The 16202-nt window shown below is 39.5% G+C and carries 12 protein-coding genes; 6 read left to right on the plus strand and 6 right to left on the minus strand.

Annotation, left to right across the window (positions count from 1 at the left end):
• Positions 1 to 89 precede the first annotated feature (89 nt).
• Positions 90 to 392 (plus strand): hypothetical protein, encoded by a 303-nt coding sequence (locus BLS16_RS05880; RefSeq protein ID WP_092331119.1) that lies wholly within the window; start codon positions 90 to 92, stop codon positions 390 to 392.
• Here the strand turns inward: BLS16_RS05880 and BLS16_RS05885 are convergent, their stop codons facing one another.
• Genes BLS16_RS05885 through BLS16_RS05895 form a run of 3 tightly spaced genes read right to left on the minus strand, consistent with a single transcriptional unit; the run spans position 393 to position 5738 of the window.
• Positions 393 to 860, minus strand: a complete 468-nt coding sequence (locus tag BLS16_RS05885; protein ID WP_092331121.1) for a hypothetical protein — start codon at positions 858 to 860, stop codon at positions 393 to 395.
• A gap of 29 nt (positions 861 to 889) precedes the next feature.
• Positions 890 to 1966, minus strand: a complete 1077-nt coding sequence (locus BLS16_RS05890; RefSeq protein WP_092331124.1) for an HD-GYP domain-containing protein — start codon at positions 1964 to 1966, stop codon at positions 890 to 892.
• A complete protein-coding gene (locus BLS16_RS05895) occupies positions 1959 to 5738 on the minus strand; it encodes a response regulator (RefSeq protein WP_092331126.1) in 3780 nt (1259 codons plus the stop codon). Before BLS16_RS05895 ends, BLS16_RS05890 begins: the two co-directional genes overlap by 8 nt.
• A gap of 303 nt (positions 5739 to 6041) precedes the next feature.
• On the opposite strand from BLS16_RS05895, the gene BLS16_RS05900 reads away from it, so the two are divergent.
• The gene (locus BLS16_RS05900) at positions 6042 to 6443 is read left to right on the plus strand and encodes a ferritin family protein (protein ID WP_176786083.1); all 402 of its coding nucleotides are present in this window, start codon (positions 6042 to 6044) and stop codon (positions 6441 to 6443) included.
• 197 nt (positions 6444 to 6640) lie between these two features.
• On the opposite strand, the gene lysA is transcribed toward BLS16_RS05900, so the two are convergent.
• Both lysA and queC read right to left on the minus strand, forming a co-directional pair.
• Positions 6641 to 7900, minus strand: coding sequence for a diaminopimelate decarboxylase (gene lysA, locus BLS16_RS05905; RefSeq protein ID WP_092331131.1), 1260 nt, complete (start codon positions 7898 to 7900; stop codon positions 6641 to 6643).
• 364 nt (positions 7901 to 8264) lie between these two features.
• Positions 8265 to 8939 (minus strand): 7-cyano-7-deazaguanine synthase QueC, encoded by a 675-nt coding sequence (queC, locus tag BLS16_RS05910; protein WP_143015511.1) that lies wholly within the window; start codon positions 8937 to 8939, stop codon positions 8265 to 8267.
• Positions 8940 to 9318: 379 nt separating this feature from the next.
• On the opposite strand from queC, the gene BLS16_RS05915 reads away from it, so the two are divergent.
• From BLS16_RS05915 to BLS16_RS05930, 4 genes are all read left to right on the plus strand, one after another.
• Positions 9319 to 9864 (plus strand): UBA domain-containing protein, encoded by a 546-nt coding sequence (locus tag BLS16_RS05915; RefSeq protein ID WP_092331136.1) that lies wholly within the window; start codon positions 9319 to 9321, stop codon positions 9862 to 9864.
• A gap of 32 nt (positions 9865 to 9896) precedes the next feature.
• Positions 9897 to 10571 carry a response regulator transcription factor gene (locus BLS16_RS05920; RefSeq protein ID WP_034599807.1) on the plus strand — a complete coding sequence of 225 codons (675 nt, stop codon included), beginning with the start codon at positions 9897 to 9899 and terminating at the stop codon, positions 10569 to 10571.
• Entirely contained in the window at positions 10561 to 12027 is a 1467-nt protein-coding gene (locus tag BLS16_RS05925; RefSeq protein ID WP_092331139.1) for a sensor histidine kinase, read from the plus strand. The genes BLS16_RS05920 and BLS16_RS05925 overlap by 11 nt, the downstream gene beginning before the upstream one ends.
• A gap of 81 nt (positions 12028 to 12108) precedes the next feature.
• A complete protein-coding gene (locus tag BLS16_RS05930; RefSeq protein WP_014904322.1) occupies positions 12109 to 12282 on the plus strand; it encodes a CDIF630_02480 family spore surface protein in 174 nt (57 codons plus the stop codon).
• A gap of 288 nt (positions 12283 to 12570) precedes the next feature.
• On the opposite strand, the gene nifJ is transcribed toward BLS16_RS05930, so the two are convergent.
• Positions 12571 to 16098 (minus strand): pyruvate:ferredoxin (flavodoxin) oxidoreductase, encoded by a 3528-nt coding sequence (gene nifJ, locus BLS16_RS05935; RefSeq protein WP_092331141.1) that lies wholly within the window; start codon positions 16096 to 16098, stop codon positions 12571 to 12573.
• Between the last annotated feature and the right edge of the window lie 104 nt (positions 16099 to 16202).

Raw genomic sequence — 16202 nt, forward strand, 5'->3', positions numbered from 1 at the left:
ATGTCAAATTGGTGAATGCTACATTTGCTTAAATTTTTGACTTATTGATGAAACATAACTTAACTACTACCCAAAAGAGAGGTGCTATTATGGAATACTATAATGATTTAGAAAGTGAATCCCATCTACAAAAGAAAGCCGCAGATGTTTTAGCAGGTACAGCATTCAATGATCTATTTCCAGCAGAATTTATGAGACAGTATACAGAATTTAAATCAATCGAAGAATTATTAGCCTCAGGCGGATTTGTGATAAATTCTGAAGAAGATTATGATTCTATTCCTGATAAGGAAATTGATGCCCATATAGCCAAGACTACTCAATTTAAATCCTGGAGAGAAATGCTTACTAATGCCATACAAGCTGCAGCTCTCTTAAAAATTAGTAATTGATCACTCTCGAAGTTGCTCCAACATTTCAATATGCTTAGCTTTATTTTCAATCATATCTGTTAGTATTCGATAGGTATTTGTGCGAACATCATCACCGGTCTTTACAAATCTCCCTTGAATATCTAGAAATAAGGAATAAACTGCTTTCTCCATTTCCAGAGAAAAGTTCAATAACTCTCGTGCATTCGTTACATTTTCAGTATTAATACGATTATTAAAGTCATTAATCAGGAAAGAAATCTTATCATAAATTGAAAAATCTATTTCTTCGAAATCCCTATCATTAACTAAGTTTAATAAAGCCTCGTAATACTCTATTGTCTTGTTAACCTCTTTGCTTAAAACCTTAGTCAATATTTTAATTGATAAGATTTCCGCCTTATCCTGACCTATCTTTTCGTACACAGCTCTACGGCGAACTGCAATATTGACTGCTTTTTCAATGATGTCTGCTACGTTGTATCCCATAATTTAACTCATCCACCTTATGTTATTCGTCAGGACAAAAATTTCTCCATGATCTCAATAAATCTTGCCTCTTTTCTTATAAAAGCATCCACAATATCCGGGTCAAAATGTGTTCCTCTGCCCTCCAGGATAATCTCTTTCGCTTCATCATGGGTAAAGGCATTTTTATAGATTCTCTTACTTATCAAGGCATCATACACATCACTGACTGCCATTAGTCTACCTGAGATTGGAATTTCTGTTTTGGCTAAGCCCCTAGGATATCCTGATCCATCCCATTTTTCATGGTGTGTTAGAGCAATTTCCTTGGCTAGGGTTAGGAAGGAATCCTCGCCTAATTCTTTGATTCCAACCATGAGGGATTCTCCACCATAAATTGTGTGTTTCTTCATCTCTTCGAATTCTTCCTCGGTTAAGCGTCCTGGTTTCAAAAGAATGCTGTCCCGAACCCCCACTTTACCAATGTCATGTAAGGGGGCTGATTGATATAAGAGTTCAATATAGTCGTTGGTTAGAATTCCTTTATATTTGTCGATACCCTGCAGTTCTAAGGCCAATTCTTTGATGTATCCTTGAGTTCTTTTGATATGTTCCCCAGTTTCCGGATCCCTAGTCTCTGCTACTGCAGCAAGACAGTATATAGCGGCAGAGTTTGTTCTTTCGAGGAGTTTCGTTCTCTCCTTAACCTTTTCTTCTAAATACTGATTCTGATTTTCCAAGAGCAGTCGGGCTTCTTCAATCTTCAGTTGCGTTCTAACTCGGGCTTTTACTTCGACAATCTCAAAGGGCTTAGTAACATAATCTACTGCTCCTAAGGTAAATCCTTTGGTCTTTGAATCACTATCGGTAATTGCTGAGAGTAAAATGACAGGTATATTCTCCAAGTCAGGGGACTTCTTAAGTGTCCGTAAAACTTCATACCCATCCATCTCAGGCATCATAATATCGAGGAGAATTAAATCTGGTTTTTGCCCTTCAAGAAGTTCCATGGCCTCTACCCCATTAATGGCAATAATCAATTCATAATCATCTTGGAGTGCTTCAACCAGAATATCAATATTCATTTCCGTATCATCAACTATCATGATAGTCCTTTGTCTACTCATGGCTCTGCTCCTTTATCAGGTTCAGTAATTCTTGAACCATAACCTTAGCCTCTTTATAGCGGTAGCGATTGACCAGTTTTTTTATCTCGTTTATTTGTGTACTAAAGGGCAATTCTTGAGAATTAGAACCAAGCTCACTCATGATATCTTTTATTTCTTTAGCACGAGCTTTTTCCAAAGCCTCGGCTAGTTTAGATAAGGCATCATCAAGATCAAAATGGGAACTTAGCAGATTTTTCTTGGGATCCTTGACCGAAATGATCCCGTTAATAGTCTCAATTAGTTCTAAGTTTAATCTGGAAAGTTCATCAAGCTTTTGCGCCAAATCCTGTTCCTTGTAGGACTCATAGTCTTCTTCTAGCTGAATGATAAAAGTGCTGAGCTTAATTGCCCCTATATTTCCGCTAACACTTTTAAGACTGTGAATCAATCGCTTAGCATCTTCATGTTGATGATTCATCCTCATTGCCGTAAGATCTTCGGCTAGGTAGCTGTAGCTATCCGAGTATTTCTTTAATAAGCCAGAATAGAATTCTTGTTTATTACCCAATCGACTAAGGGTTCTTTCATAATCTAATATTTCCATCCTTTGAGGAGCATGCGTTCCAAGGCTTTTCGTATTCTTACCTACCAGCCATTTTTCAAGGGTCTCAAACAATAGTATTGGATCGATAGGCTTGGAAATGTAATCATTCATTCCTGCTTCAATGCTTTTTTCCCGATCCCCTCTAAGGGCATTGGCCGTCATAGCTATAATAGGCAATTCCTCGCTTGAATAGCTTTCCCTTAGAATCTCTGTGGCTCTATATCCATCCATAATAGGCATTTGCACATCCATTAAAACAGCATCATATCTATTCCCATGAACATATTTAAGAGCTTCCTGACCATTATCGGCAATGCTGACATGGATACCGGCTTGCTCTAGAATATCCTTCGCAACTAGTTGATTAATTTCGTTATCTTCAACAAGCAATAGGCGTTTGCCTGTCAGCTCCCCTCGATACTTTGATTGAACTTCTTCATTGTGTATCCTATTGGCCTGACTCCACTCTCTCCCTTTTAGAGCATTCATGACTGCATCAAACATAAGGGATTGGTTAATAGGCTTTACCAAGAAATATTTGATCCCCAATTGATTTGCTTGAGTATAATAACTTTCTCTTCCGGCGGCACTTACAAAAATTGTTTTTGGCAAAGTAATTTCGGTATTTGCTACTAACCTCTTATACATCTCTATTCCTGACAAATCAGGCAGATTATAATCTAATACGAGCAAATCAAAATCTATCTGATGCATCAGTTCAATGGCTTCAAACGGATTATTTAGGGCTGTTACCTCTAAGGAGAAAGAGCAAAGCATTCTTTCAAGAATTACTAGGGACGTTTTATTATGATCGACAACTAGTACTTTTTTCCCTCGTAAATCAGGATAGTCTGCAAAGTTAGGTTTTATTAGAGCCGAGTCCTTCTTAAATTGGAGAAGAACTTCAAAGCTGGCACCTTCTCCATAGACACTTTCGACCCAAATCTCCCCATCCATTAGTTCGACTAATTGTTTTGAAATGGTTAAACCAAGCCCAGTCCCGCCATATTTTCTGGTTGTTGAGCCATCTGCCTGGGTAAATGCCGTGAATAGTCTGCCTATATGCTCCTCTTTAATTCCAATCCCTGTATCCGTTACCCTAAAATGCAACTTAACTTTGTCTTCGGTTTCTTCGAAAACTCTTACGGAAACATTGACCTCTCCCTGATCTGTAAATTTTATAGCGTTAGTGATTAAATTCGATAAAATTTGTTCTAAGCGAAATGGGTCACCAATCAACTCATCCGGTACTGCTTCTCCTCTGTCAAGATTTATGTCAATTCCTTTATTAGTTGCAGAAATTGTATATAAATTTGATATATTCTCCAGAACTTTATCTAAATTAAACTGAATCATTTCTATTTCTAGTTTCCCGGCCTCAATTTTTGAGAAATCTAAAATATCATTGATGATTCGTAGCAATGCTTTTGATGCTTCTTCAGTCTTTAAAACATAACTCTTCTGAGTGTCCTTTAAATCCGATTGTCTTAATAAATGGGTCAGCCCCATAATAGCATTCATGGGTGTTCTAATTTCATGACTCATATTGGCAAGGAACTGACTTTTTGCCTGACTAGCTTCTTCCGCTTCTTCCATAGCAGCCTTTAGTTCAACTTCTATCCTTTTTCGTTCCGTGATATTTTGAAGCACTCCTATGAACCTTTGTACGTTTCCCAGCTCATCTCTTTCAATTACTTGTCCTATAAAGGAAAACCAACTATTCGGGTCTGCCTTTAATCGCACCTCAGTATAAAAGTCTTCGCCTATCATTGGTAAGTTCTCTTCCCGAAACGGGGTAAAATTGGAAAGATCTTTATCGTAAACATAATCCTCTAATTGTCCTTGAAACTGAACCCAATCGCTCTCCTTGATGAGGCCTTGCTGATACCCAGGTGCATTAATTAAGTTCAGGAAAATCCCATTAACCACCAAAACATTATTGTTGCAATTAGAATCATAGAGCCCTATATGCGAGGCTTCCATGGCAATTCTAAATCTATCTTCCGAAATAGCTAAATTATTCGTGACCTCTGTTAAAGCTAGAGTGCGGTCTTTTACCCGACACTCCAGTTCCACATTCAAACGTATTAACTCAGCTTCAGCACGCTGTCGTTCTTTAATTTCGTTGTTAAGGGCCTGGACATTGTTTCGAATATTGCTAGCCATTTCGTCAATGGTATTGGCAAGTATCCCGATTTCATCTTTGCTGGCTTTTAGGTCTAAGGGGATTTCAATAAGATTCGTACCATCAGAGTGCTGGATAATTTCGACCATACGAGTCAAGGGTTTTGTCATTACAGTTGTCATTTTATTAGCCGCAATGAAAATAAAGAGACATGCCACCACTGCACCGACAATAATTAAGAATAATAAAAATCTCATTGCCTCTAATGATTCACTGTGTTCTATTCCAATTGCTAAATATAAACCCTCAGAATTAGGTATTTTAGCGTAAATAAGATAATTGACTCTATCTTCTTGGGTAATTTTTAATTCTCCTGAAGAGTGTAAAGTTACTAGATCTTTAAAGTTTTCAATAGATGGCGAAGGTTTTTCTAAATTAGGATTTATAATAGCTTTGCCGTTTGAGTCAAGTATCCACATTTCAGTGAATTTGCTCATTTTCTCTTCAACAAATGATCCCATTAATTTTTCGATGGGAATATTAATAATGATTGATCCCTTTAGATTACCAACGTCATCTATTACCTTTGTACCTATGTAAGTAACATATTCTGCGTCATTTTCATCAAAAACGGGTTTAGAGATCAAGGTCAATTTATCTCCCGCTAACAATTGCTTTGCAAAATCAGCATCCTTAAGATTACCAGGGTTATGGGCATACTCTTCACCAGTTACCCACCTGTATTTCATAGCTGACCATAAATCATTTCGATTCATTTGCTTATCAATTTCTTTTTTAACACTTGGGTATTGACCTTTTTTGAAGGTTTCTGTACTAGCAAGCTGCTCTAACATATTTGCCTGGTTATTAAACCGTTCGCCAAGATATCGGGCTTCCCCATCAACAACCTGTAACCCGATATGACTTATCAAGGGTTTAATGATGTTGTCTACTTGATAATATAAAAAAGTACATATTAAAACTAGAACAATAAACATTAGCATTGTATAGGTAGCTCTTAATTTGTGTTTAAACGATTTATTGACAAAATTCCTTTTCAAAAACTGACATCTCTTTTCTTCCCTTAAGTTTCCTTATCTTTTCGACAATTAAGCATCTATTCCTGCTAATTTTCAGAACCTAATCTCATCTAGGATAACTGTACTAATGTCAAGACCGTCTTAGTCTTAGTCTTAGTCTTAGTCTTAATTTAGTGTTTAAAAACTTAGTTTATTATTATCAATATTAATTGACAAGCATATTCGTTCTTGATAAAATTTGTATTATAATTACTAATATAAATTTGCTTGCACTAATATCAAACTGAGCTTTTTCTATATGATTTAAAAGGGAGAGTTATGAAAATGCAAACCCCACCGTCCACTGAAATTCCGACAAACAAGAAAGTGCAGCTCATAAAAGCTCAGCAAGGGGAGCTGGATGCCGTAATGGTATATCGCAGATTGGCTGAAGCCGTAGACGACAAAAACAGTAAAAAAACCTTTCTGAGAATTGCCGCAGATGAAGGAAAACATGCAAGTATCCTAAAGAAATATACCAATGAAACTTTGCAGGCCAGTAATTTTAAGGCCATAGTAGTTACTAACCTGTACAAAATTCTAGGGTCTCGATTTACGCTTAAATTGCTAGAAAAAGGAGAACTCAAGGCCGTAGAGGGGTATTCCCAACTTGTCGCTGACTTCCCAAGTATTGGAGATATTATTCGTGACGAAGCATTACATGCAAATTTATTAAAAAAAATGTAGATGAAACATTAGGCGGCACCAGTGTTTTTTCATAAAATGTATCTAGCTTACTTAGGTCTAGATTTAAACATAATACTTCTAGCTCCGAAAAACTCTTTTATTTAACAAACAAGATGGTTAAGCATATGCGCTTAACCATCTTGTTTTTAGCTTCTGATTAACTTAGTCTCCATCGTGTTAAGGGAGAGACCACCTTCTTAATCTTCAAGTCCTGCAAAATCCAATGTTGCAAAAAGATCCTCAAGGGTCTCCGCCCGTCGAATCAGTTCAACACTGCCATCTTCCTTGAGAAGCAACTCAGCCGAGCGAAGTTTACCATTATAGTTAAATCCCATGGCATGACCATGTGCACCTGCATCATGAATAACCACGATATCATCAACATCCATTCTGGGCAAGGCTCTATCTATGGCAAATTTGTCGTTGTTCTCACAAAGTCCCCCTGTTACATCGTAAATATAGTCACAGGGCCAATCCTCTTTTCCCATAACGGTTATATGATGATAAGCGCCATAGAGAGCAGGTCGCATTAAGTTTGCCATACAGGCATCTACGCCTACGTAGTTTTTGTAGATTTCCTTCTTATGCAATACCTTTGTTACTAAATAACCATAAGGGCCCAAGATCATCCGTCCGCTTTCCATAGCGATCTTTAAAGGATCTAATCCTTTTTCAACAATAAATTTGTCATAAGCCTTTTTAATCCCTTGACTTACAACATCCAGGTTTACGGGTTCTTGCTCTGGACGATAAGGGATTCCAATACCCCCGCCTAAATTTACAAATTCTATTCTAATCCCTAACTTCTCGTATATTTCTCCAATAAGCTTAAACATCATTGTGGCAGTCTCAATAAAATACTTAGCATCCAGTTCGTTAGATATAATCATCGTGTGGATCCCAAAGCGTTCTACTCCTTTTTCTTGGGCAACACGATATGCTTCAAAAATTTGATCCTTGGTTAAGCCATATTTAGCATCAGCAGGCTTCCCTATAATCGCATTTCCACCGTCCCGAAGTCGACCGGGATTATAGCGAAATGATAAGATCTTTGGCAGGCCCACATTTTTGTCTAAGTAATCAATATGAGAGAAATCATCGAGATTTATGATTGCACCTAGTTCTAGGGCCTTATTATACTCGTTCAAAGGAGTATTATTGGATGTAAACATAATATTTTCATCAAAAATTCTAGCCTTTTCTGCTAAAATAAGCTCTGCCAAGGAACTGCAATCCGCTCCAAACCCTTCCTCCCTTAAAACTTTAAGGATATAAGGGTTAGGTGTTGCTTTAACTGCAAAGTACTCTTTGAACTCTGGAGCCCAGCTGAAGGCATCTATCAATTTACGGGCATTTTTTCGAATGGCCCCTTCATCATAGATATGAAACGGGGAACCGTATTCTTCAATGATTGTTTCTAACCGTTGAGTGTTAAAAGGTAAGCTTTTTTCTGCCACTAATGTTCTCCTCCTACTTCAATATATGCCCAAAATAAAAACAGTTGTTCAAGAGCGCAGGCGAATCCATGGATATTCTTTAGATACTTTTATTATAGCATTTAGTAGATCCGTGAGAAAATTGAACTCAGCAAAGAATTCCTAAATAACTTCTTAAACATTAATTATAAGGGGCGAATCGTCAAATTGTAAAGCCCAAAGAACAGCTACTTTATGTAGTAATAGGAAATCATCTACATTTGGGTGGAGAAGTCTAGTGGATAGTTCACCTTTTTATCTTTGAAGAGAATCAATAACCAAAAATACCCTCCGAGAACATTAGCACCTTAAATAAGCAAAAACCATTAAGAATAAAGATACTTCCTCAACTTGACTGCTCTTTTTTATCCAAATATTTCTTCAGTCCGGCATTTCGCAACTTACAAGCAGGACAATCGCCACACCCTTCTCCCATAATACCGTTATAACAAGTTAATGTATTCTTCTGTACGTATTCTAGGTGTCCTAATTGATCAGCCAATTCCCAAGTCTCAGCCTTATCAATCCACATCAACGGCGTATCTATGACAAAGGAATAATCCATTGCTAAGTTTAATGTAACATTCAAGGATTTAATAAAGATATCACGACAATCAGGGTAACCACTAAAGTCTGTCTCACAAACGCCTGTAACAATATGTTTAATACCTTTTTGCTTTGCCACAACCGCTGCGAATGAAAGGAACAATAAGTTGCGTCCGTCCACAAATGTGGTAGGTGGTTGCCCGTCTTCGCCGGTCTTAATTTCCAGCTCAGTTCTGGTTAGTGCATTCGGAGCCAACTGGTTAAGTAAACTCATATCAATTACCATATGCGCTATGTTAAACTCTTCAGCTATTTTCCTCGCACAATCAATCTCACTCTTATGTCTTTGATTATAGTTGAAGGTGACTGCTTCCACTCTTTCAAAGGTTTTCATTGCCCAAAAAAGGCAAGTAGTACTATCTTGTCCGCCACTGAATACGACCAGTGCTGACTGATTCATTAGATTCCCCTCCATGCTAACCTAAATTATTCTTCTTAATTCTACCGGCATCAGTAGAGATTCTATCCTTATTGTCAAAATATATTACTGTTCTATTACGTTCTCATCCCAAATTTAATGAACCTCTAAAGCACCAGAGGAATCACTTTGAAGGATCACTGAAGTTAGTCACAGATGGGATTTATCTCTACCTCTTCCGATTAAATTCGTATAATTATAGCATAAATCAGCGTCCCAAGGAGTGCTCTTTTCTATTGAAACGAAAAGGATTATGGGATAGAATTTTTTTAATGCAATTTTAATAATAAGCAAATTCTTCTTGAAGTTTTTTGGGTTATTATAAATCCATAGTCATCTGACTCAATAAACAAAAAACATTAGGAGGAACAAATTAATGACTACCCTAGAACAAGTGGAAAAACTACGCTCAATGGGAAATATAAGTTACGATGAGGCTAAATCTGCTCTGGATGCTTCAAACGGAGATTTGCTTGAGGCCATAATCCATTTAGAGAAACTGGGAAAACTAACTCCACCTACTGGAGGAGGTTACTATAGCAGCCATAAAACAATAGATATTAGCGCTGTAGCCTGCAAAGACGCTTACTGGGATAAGCATAAAACTAATCAAAGCGGAAAGACTTTTATGGCTACTGTGAAAGGGATTTGGAAATTTTGTTTGAACTTAATTCAGAGAGGTAATGCTAATTCCTTAGAAGTGCTAAAGGGCGAGGAAAGCAAAGCAGTTTTACCCGTCACAGTCCTTGCTTTACTGCTGATATTCGCTTTCTGGATTACTATTCCACTTATGATACTTGGGTTTTTCTTTGGTTTTCGCTATCGCTTCCACGGACCGGACTTTAAGGGAAGAACAGTCAACCAGGTGATGAATAGTGCTGCAGACGCTGCCGAGAATCTTAAAAAGTCAATGAATAAATAGTCAAAGAATCTACGAGAAATGGCGGGGCTTTGATGAGTTCGAAAATATTAATTATCGAAGATGAAGAAAAGATTGCCCGATTTGTCGAGCTTGAGCTTGGTTATGAGGGATATACTACAAAAAAGGCCTTCGATGGCCGAACAGGGCTTGAACTCGCTGAAACCGGCGAGTTCGACCTCATTTTACTTGATGTTATGCTGCCTCAGCTAAGCGGCATGGAAGTGCTGCGTAGAATTCGCCGCACTTCCTCAGTTCCTATTATCATGCTAACTGCCAGAGACAGTGTCATGGATAAAGTATCCGGTCTAGACAGCGGGGCAAGTGATTATATCACCAAACCTTTTGCTATTGAGGAGCTTCTTGCCCGCATCCGTACAGCTCTTAGAAAAAGCATACCTGAGGAATTGGTGTTGTCTGCCTCCGGTCTACAATTAGACACTGGCCGCCGCACAGTTACCATGATGGGCATACCTATTGATTTAACTAAACGTGAATTTGACCTCCTGCACTATCTCTTGAAAAATAAAGGGTTAGTCATTTCTCGTGAAACATTGCTTGAAAATGTATGGGGCTTTGATTTTTCCGGAGAAACCAATGCTGTTGATGTTTACGTTCGTTTTCTGCGTGGAAAAATTGACGAGGTGTTTGATACGAAGTTAATTCATACTGTAAGAGGAGTGGGATATGTGATTAAAGATGAAAAATGAACCGTCGAGCACTTCTACTAACGGTATTGGTAATAAAATACGATTTTCCTTAGTATGGAAGCTTAATATAAGACTTTTTCTACGTTTAGTTGTTATATTCCTAACAATTAATGTATTTCTATGCTTTGCGTCGGTGGCAGCAGTAATTGTGCGCACCGAGATGACTGTCACCAATGCCGCCCAATTGCTCAATCAAAGCGGACTGCCCTCAGAAGATGCGGATAGCTGGCTTAAACTCCAGGGCTACAGCGTGTCACTCCTGACAGAAGAACAGGAAGGGTTTAGAATTCCTAATTTCATTCAAAAAATTCTCCCCAACAAAGTTATCACCGGCTCAAGAAGTGTGCACATCCCAGAATCAGAAAGCATGGACTCTTGGCGGCACTCAGAGGGTATCCTTTATAATGTGACAATCGATGCTGACGGACGCACTTATCTTATTTCCATCAGCCTTAAAGAAACCCTAATAATATTTTTAGGGATATTTGTTTTACTACTGATTCTGGAGATTTTGATGTTGCTGGGCAGCATTTCTTCAGGGGCAGGAACCATACGCAGGGCTCTCAGACCTATAGAAGAATTAGCTGAAACTGCACAAAACCTCAATACTGACGGTACTTTTACTCCTCAACAGTTAGCAGTTCTGGCAGGCAAACTAGATGATATTAATGTTAGCCGGCTGGATACGAGAATCTCAGTAAACGATACCCAGAGTGAATTAAAGACTCTCGCCGGAGCTATTAACGACATGCTGGATAGAATCAACGCATCCTATCGTTCCCAAGTTCGCTTTGTATCTGATGCCTCTCACGAGCTTAGAACGCCCATTTCTGTTATTCAGGGGTATGCCAATCTGCTAGATCGCTGGGGAAAGAATGATGAAAAGGCTCTGCAGGAATCTATTGATGCCATTAAAGCAGAAACTGCGAATATGAAGGGATTAGTGGAACAGCTCTTGTTTCTGGCACGAGGGGACAACAACACCATGGCTTTGCAAATAGATCATTTTGAGCTGTCCCTTCTTGCTTTAGAAGTACTGCGCGAAACCCAGATGATCGACAGCGGACACGAATATAATTCCAGTGTTACATCAGTTTTTATTAAGGCAGATAAAGGTCTCATCAAACAAGCGATGCGAATCTTGATTGACAATGCTATTAAGTATACTCCTCCCGGAAACCGGATTACTGTTTCAGTTTCCGGAGCAGGTGGCTTTGCTCGACTAACTGTTCATGATGAAGGCATTGGTATTGCTTCAGATGCCGTTCCGAAAATCTTTGACAGGTTCTTCCGGGCTGACGAATCCCGGGCCAGAGCTACCGGCGGAACCGGACTGGGCTTATCCATTGCCAAGTGGATAACAGAGCGTCATGGCGGGCACATGGAGGTTCTGAGCAGACAAGATATCGGTACTAAGATTTCTATAGTATTCCCCATTGCTGAAGAGAATCTATAAAAATCTTAAAAGAATGATTAATCACAATTAGAGAATAAAAAATTGGGAATAATAAGACCGAATCTTAAAGGAGGTATTGTAATGGCTGAAAATAAATCAAAGGAAAAGTTCTTGGCAAACCCTATTGAAAGACACGACACAGCTGCTTGGCGCGGGCATATCGAAAAAACCAAACCTGAATCCAATGTCCCTATCCCCAGCGAAGAATCTGTCCATAATGCTAAAGAATGGGTTGACTCAAATTCCTTGTCCTAAAAGCTGAAAGAAGAATCTAACAAAAATGACTCCTGACTTAATCGGGAGTCATTTTTGTTGAGGTCAAGGACAAAAGAGAACGAGAAGTTAGACGTGTAAGAGGGACGGTCCTTTTAACACATTACTTTTGTGTTAAAAGGACCGTCCCTCTTACACGCTTTATTTTCCTCTTACACGCTTTATTTTCCTCTTACACGCTTTATTTTCGGTTTGATGTAACGAGAATTGCAGGAAGGCATGTCAAATCCATGACATGCCTTGCAGCTAGATTATCCTTTTTAAAGTTTATCAATACTGCATTTCTGCGAAACGCTTTAAGGTCTGATATTTTTCTTTAGCATGCCCTTCTGCCACATCGAACATCTCTTGAGCGACATCTGGGAACACATTCATGAGCGAGGAATAACGAATCTCTCCTTTTATGAAATCTTGGAAAGAAGCGGAAGGTTCTTTGGAATCCAGCATAAACGGGTTCTTCCCTTGACCTTTAAGACGTGGGTCAAAGCGCCAGAGATGCCAGTAACCTGATTCAACTGCTTTCTTCTGCTCAAAGATGCTTGTACCCATTCCAGATTTAATTCCGTGGTTCACACAAGATGCATAAGCAATGATGATAGACGGTCCCGGATAGCTTTCCGCTTCAGCGATTGCTTTAATCGTCTGATTCATATTAGCTCCCATAGCAATTTGGGCAACATAGACATAGCCATAGGTCGTCGCCATAAGACCCAGATCCTTTTTACGAACTTTTTTACCTGCTGCGGCAAATTTGGCAATGGCTGCAGTTTGGGTTGCTTTTGAGGATTGTCCACCTGTATTGGAGTATACCTCAGTATCCATAATGAAGATATTGACATCATCCCCGCTAGCGATGACATGATCAAGTCCATTATAGCCAATGTCGTAGGCAAAACCATCTCCTCCGAAAATCCAGACAGAGGGTTTGATCAGATAATCTTTCTTTTCTTTGATTTCAGAGAGAATTGGATTACCGGCGACATCCTCATTTTTCATAACCTCTAGTATATGAGCAGAGGCTCTCTTCGATCCCTCTCCATCCTCCATGTTATCAAGCCATTCCTTGAAGGCTTCTTTAAGGTTTTCGCTAATTGAACTTTCCAGCCCTTGTTGCATTAGCTGAGCAAGCTTAGCTCTGATTTGCTTAGATCCTAAATACATGCCATAGCCAAACTCTGCATTATCTTCAAAGAGCGGATTCATCCAGGCAGGTCCTTTTCCTTCCGCGTTAGTCGTATAAGGAACAGATGGTGCACTCCCCCCCCAGATTGAAGAGCAGCCTGTAGCATTGGCGATTAACATTCTATCACCATATAACTGGGTTATAAGCCTTGCATAAGGTGTCTCTCCGCAGCCTGGGCAAGCTCCATGGAACTCAAGCAGCGGCCGGGCGAATTGACTTCCTTTTAGAGTTTTAACATCCATGAGCTGACGTTTTTCGGTTACTTTGTTAATGGCATATTCCCAGTTTTCCGATTCCATTTCGATCTCATGGTCAGCAGCTTCCATAACGATTGCCTTACCTGGAGCCGGGCACACATCGGCACAGTTTCCACAACCGGTACAGTCGAGCGGCGCAACCTGAATTCGATAGTGGTAGCCATCGAGCCCTTTACCAATCGGCTTTTTAGTCTTAAAGGTATCCGGTGCTTTTTCAAGTTCGCTATCATCCAATAGGAAGGGGCGGATGGTGGCATGGGGACAGACATAGGCACACTGGTTGCATTGAATACACTTGTCAATTTGCCATTCCGGAATATAGACGGCAATGCCACGTTTTTCGTAACGGGTTGTGCTTAAGGGGAAAGTACCGTCTTCTATTCCGACAAAGGCACTGGTTGGCAAGTCTTCACCTTCATGGCGAGCCATTGGCCTTTGAATGTTTTTAACAAAATCCGGTTCATCCTTAATGGGCATATCTTCATCAGGAACCTCTGCCCAAGAAGCAGGAACTTCTACCTTATGTAAGGCTTCAATTCCACGATCCACAGCCTTATAATTCATTTCAACAATATTGGAGCCTTTTTTGCCATAGACCTTCTCGATTGAGTCTTTAAGATATTGAATTGCTTCCTCAACTGGAATTACTTTTGCCAATTTAAAGAAAGCAGCCTGCATAACCATGTTGATACGTCCGCCAAGTCCAATATCCCGAGCAATAGATATGGCATCGATGGTGTAAAAACTAATATTATTTTTGGCAATATAGCGCTTCAAATAAGCCGGCAGGTGATCTTCTAATTCTTTAGCTTGCCAAGGACAGTTCAAGACAAAGGTTCCACCTTTTTTTAATCCTTTTAAAATATCATAGTGATAGATAAACGACTTATTATGGCAAGCTATATAATCTGCATCAAACACCAGATATGATGATTTGATCAACTCCTTGCCAAAACGGAGGTGAGAAATTGTTGTCCCACCGGACTTTTTACTATCATATTCGAAGTATCCTTGAACATTTAGCTCAGTATTATCCCCGATAATTTTTATGGCGCTTTTATTTGCACCAACAGTACCATCAGAGCCCAGTCCCCAGAATTTACAACGAATTGTTCCTTCTGGCGATGCATCAATGGTCTCCTCGATTGGTAAGGAGGTATGACTCACATCATCGACTATGCCGATAGTAAAGCGATCCTTGGGCTGAGCCTTCTTCAGATTTTGGTAGGCTGCGAGAATCTGTGAAGGAGTTGTATCCCTAGATCCTAAGCCGTAGCGACCTCCGATAATTAACGGTTTTGTGGTTTCATGGTTAAAAATCTGTAGCAAATCCAGGTAAAGAGGCTCCCCTGTAGAACCCGGTTCCTTAGTCCGATCTAAAACCGCTATCTTCTTAACTGATTTGGGCAGAACATCAAAAAAGTATTTTTTGGAGAATGGGCGATATAAGTGTACCTTAATTAACCCTACCTTCTCCCCTCTTTGAGCCAAGAAATCAATGGTTTCTTCAATTGTATTACAAACCGAACCCATTGCGACGAGAATATTCTCTGCTTCCGGGTCACCATAGTATTGGAAGGGATGATATTCCCGTCCGGTTATTTTCTTGATCTCTTTAAAATAGTCTTCGACAATATCCGGAACGGCTTCAAAGAAAGGGTTAGATACTTCGCGTCCTTGAAAATAAATATCCGGATTTTGGGCGGTACCTCTAAGCACTGGATGGTTGGGATTCAAAGCCCGGTCTCTAAATTCTTGGATCTTTTGGAAATCAACAAGTTTAGCAATTTCGTCATAACTTGTGGTCTCAATTTTTTGTACTTCATGGGAAGTTCTGAAACCGTCAAAAAAGTGTAAAACGGGAACCCGTGATTTAATAGCTACAAGATGAGAAACAAACCCTAAATCCATTGCTTCTTGAACATTATTAGCACAAATCATTGTAAACCCCGTTTGGCGAGCAGCATTAATATCTTGATGATCTCCAAAAATTGATAAAGCATGAGCAGCTAAAGCCCTGGCACTGACGTGAAAGACTGCCGGAACGAGGTTTCCTGCCATTTTATACATTTCTGGAATCATAAGCAGCAAGCCTTGAGAAGCGGTATAAGTTGTTGTCAAAGCCCCGGCTTGAAGGGAACCGTGCAAGGCGGCTGAGGCTCCAGACTCAGATTGCATCTCAACTACTCTTACCGGTTGGTCAAAGATATTTTTTTTACCATGAGCCGCCCATTCGTCAACTCCTTCAGCCATTGGTGAAGATGGAGTGATCGGGAAGATGGTTGCGACTTCAGTCAGGGCATACGATGCCTCTGCTGCAGCCTGATTTCCATCCATTGTCTTCATTTTCTTAGCCACACAAAGAACCTCCTCAAAATGCTTTTTTGATCATAGGCTTAAATTAGTATTTGTCAATGGTCAACTCTCATACATATTTTTTCAAAAAAATACAAATTGGGCCG

It is taken from the genome of Desulfosporosinus hippei DSM 8344 (genome assembly GCF_900100785.1).
GTDB lineage: Bacteria > Bacillota > Desulfitobacteriia > Desulfitobacteriales > Desulfitobacteriaceae > Desulfosporosinus > Desulfosporosinus hippei.

What these genes read in the sequence shown, in the direction of transcription:
- BLS16_RS05880 (WP_092331119.1), top strand. Translation starts at nt 90, where the DNA reads ATGGAATACTATAATGATTTAGAAAGTGAATCCCATCTACAAAAGAAA.
- BLS16_RS05885 (WP_092331121.1), bottom strand. Translation starts at nt 860, where the DNA reads ATGGGATACAACGTAGCAGACATCATTGAAAAAGCAGTCAATATTGCA.
- BLS16_RS05890 (WP_092331124.1), bottom strand. Translation starts at nt 1,966, where the DNA reads ATGAGTAGACAAAGGACTATCATGATAGTTGATGATACGGAAATGAAT.
- BLS16_RS05900 (WP_176786083.1), top strand. Translation starts at nt 6,042, where the DNA reads ATGCAAACCCCACCGTCCACTGAAATTCCGACAAACAAGAAAGTGCAG.
- queC (WP_143015511.1), bottom strand. Translation starts at nt 8,939, where the DNA reads ATGGAGGGGAATCTAATGAATCAGTCAGCACTGGTCGTATTCAGTGGC.
- BLS16_RS05915 (WP_092331136.1), top strand. Translation starts at nt 9,319, where the DNA reads ATGACTACCCTAGAACAAGTGGAAAAACTACGCTCAATGGGAAATATA.
- BLS16_RS05920 (WP_034599807.1), top strand. Translation starts at nt 9,897, where the DNA reads ATGAGTTCGAAAATATTAATTATCGAAGATGAAGAAAAGATTGCCCGA.
- BLS16_RS05925 (WP_092331139.1), top strand. Translation starts at nt 10,561, where the DNA reads ATGAAAAATGAACCGTCGAGCACTTCTACTAACGGTATTGGTAATAAA.
- BLS16_RS05930 (WP_014904322.1), top strand. Translation starts at nt 12,109, where the DNA reads ATGGCTGAAAATAAATCAAAGGAAAAGTTCTTGGCAAACCCTATTGAA.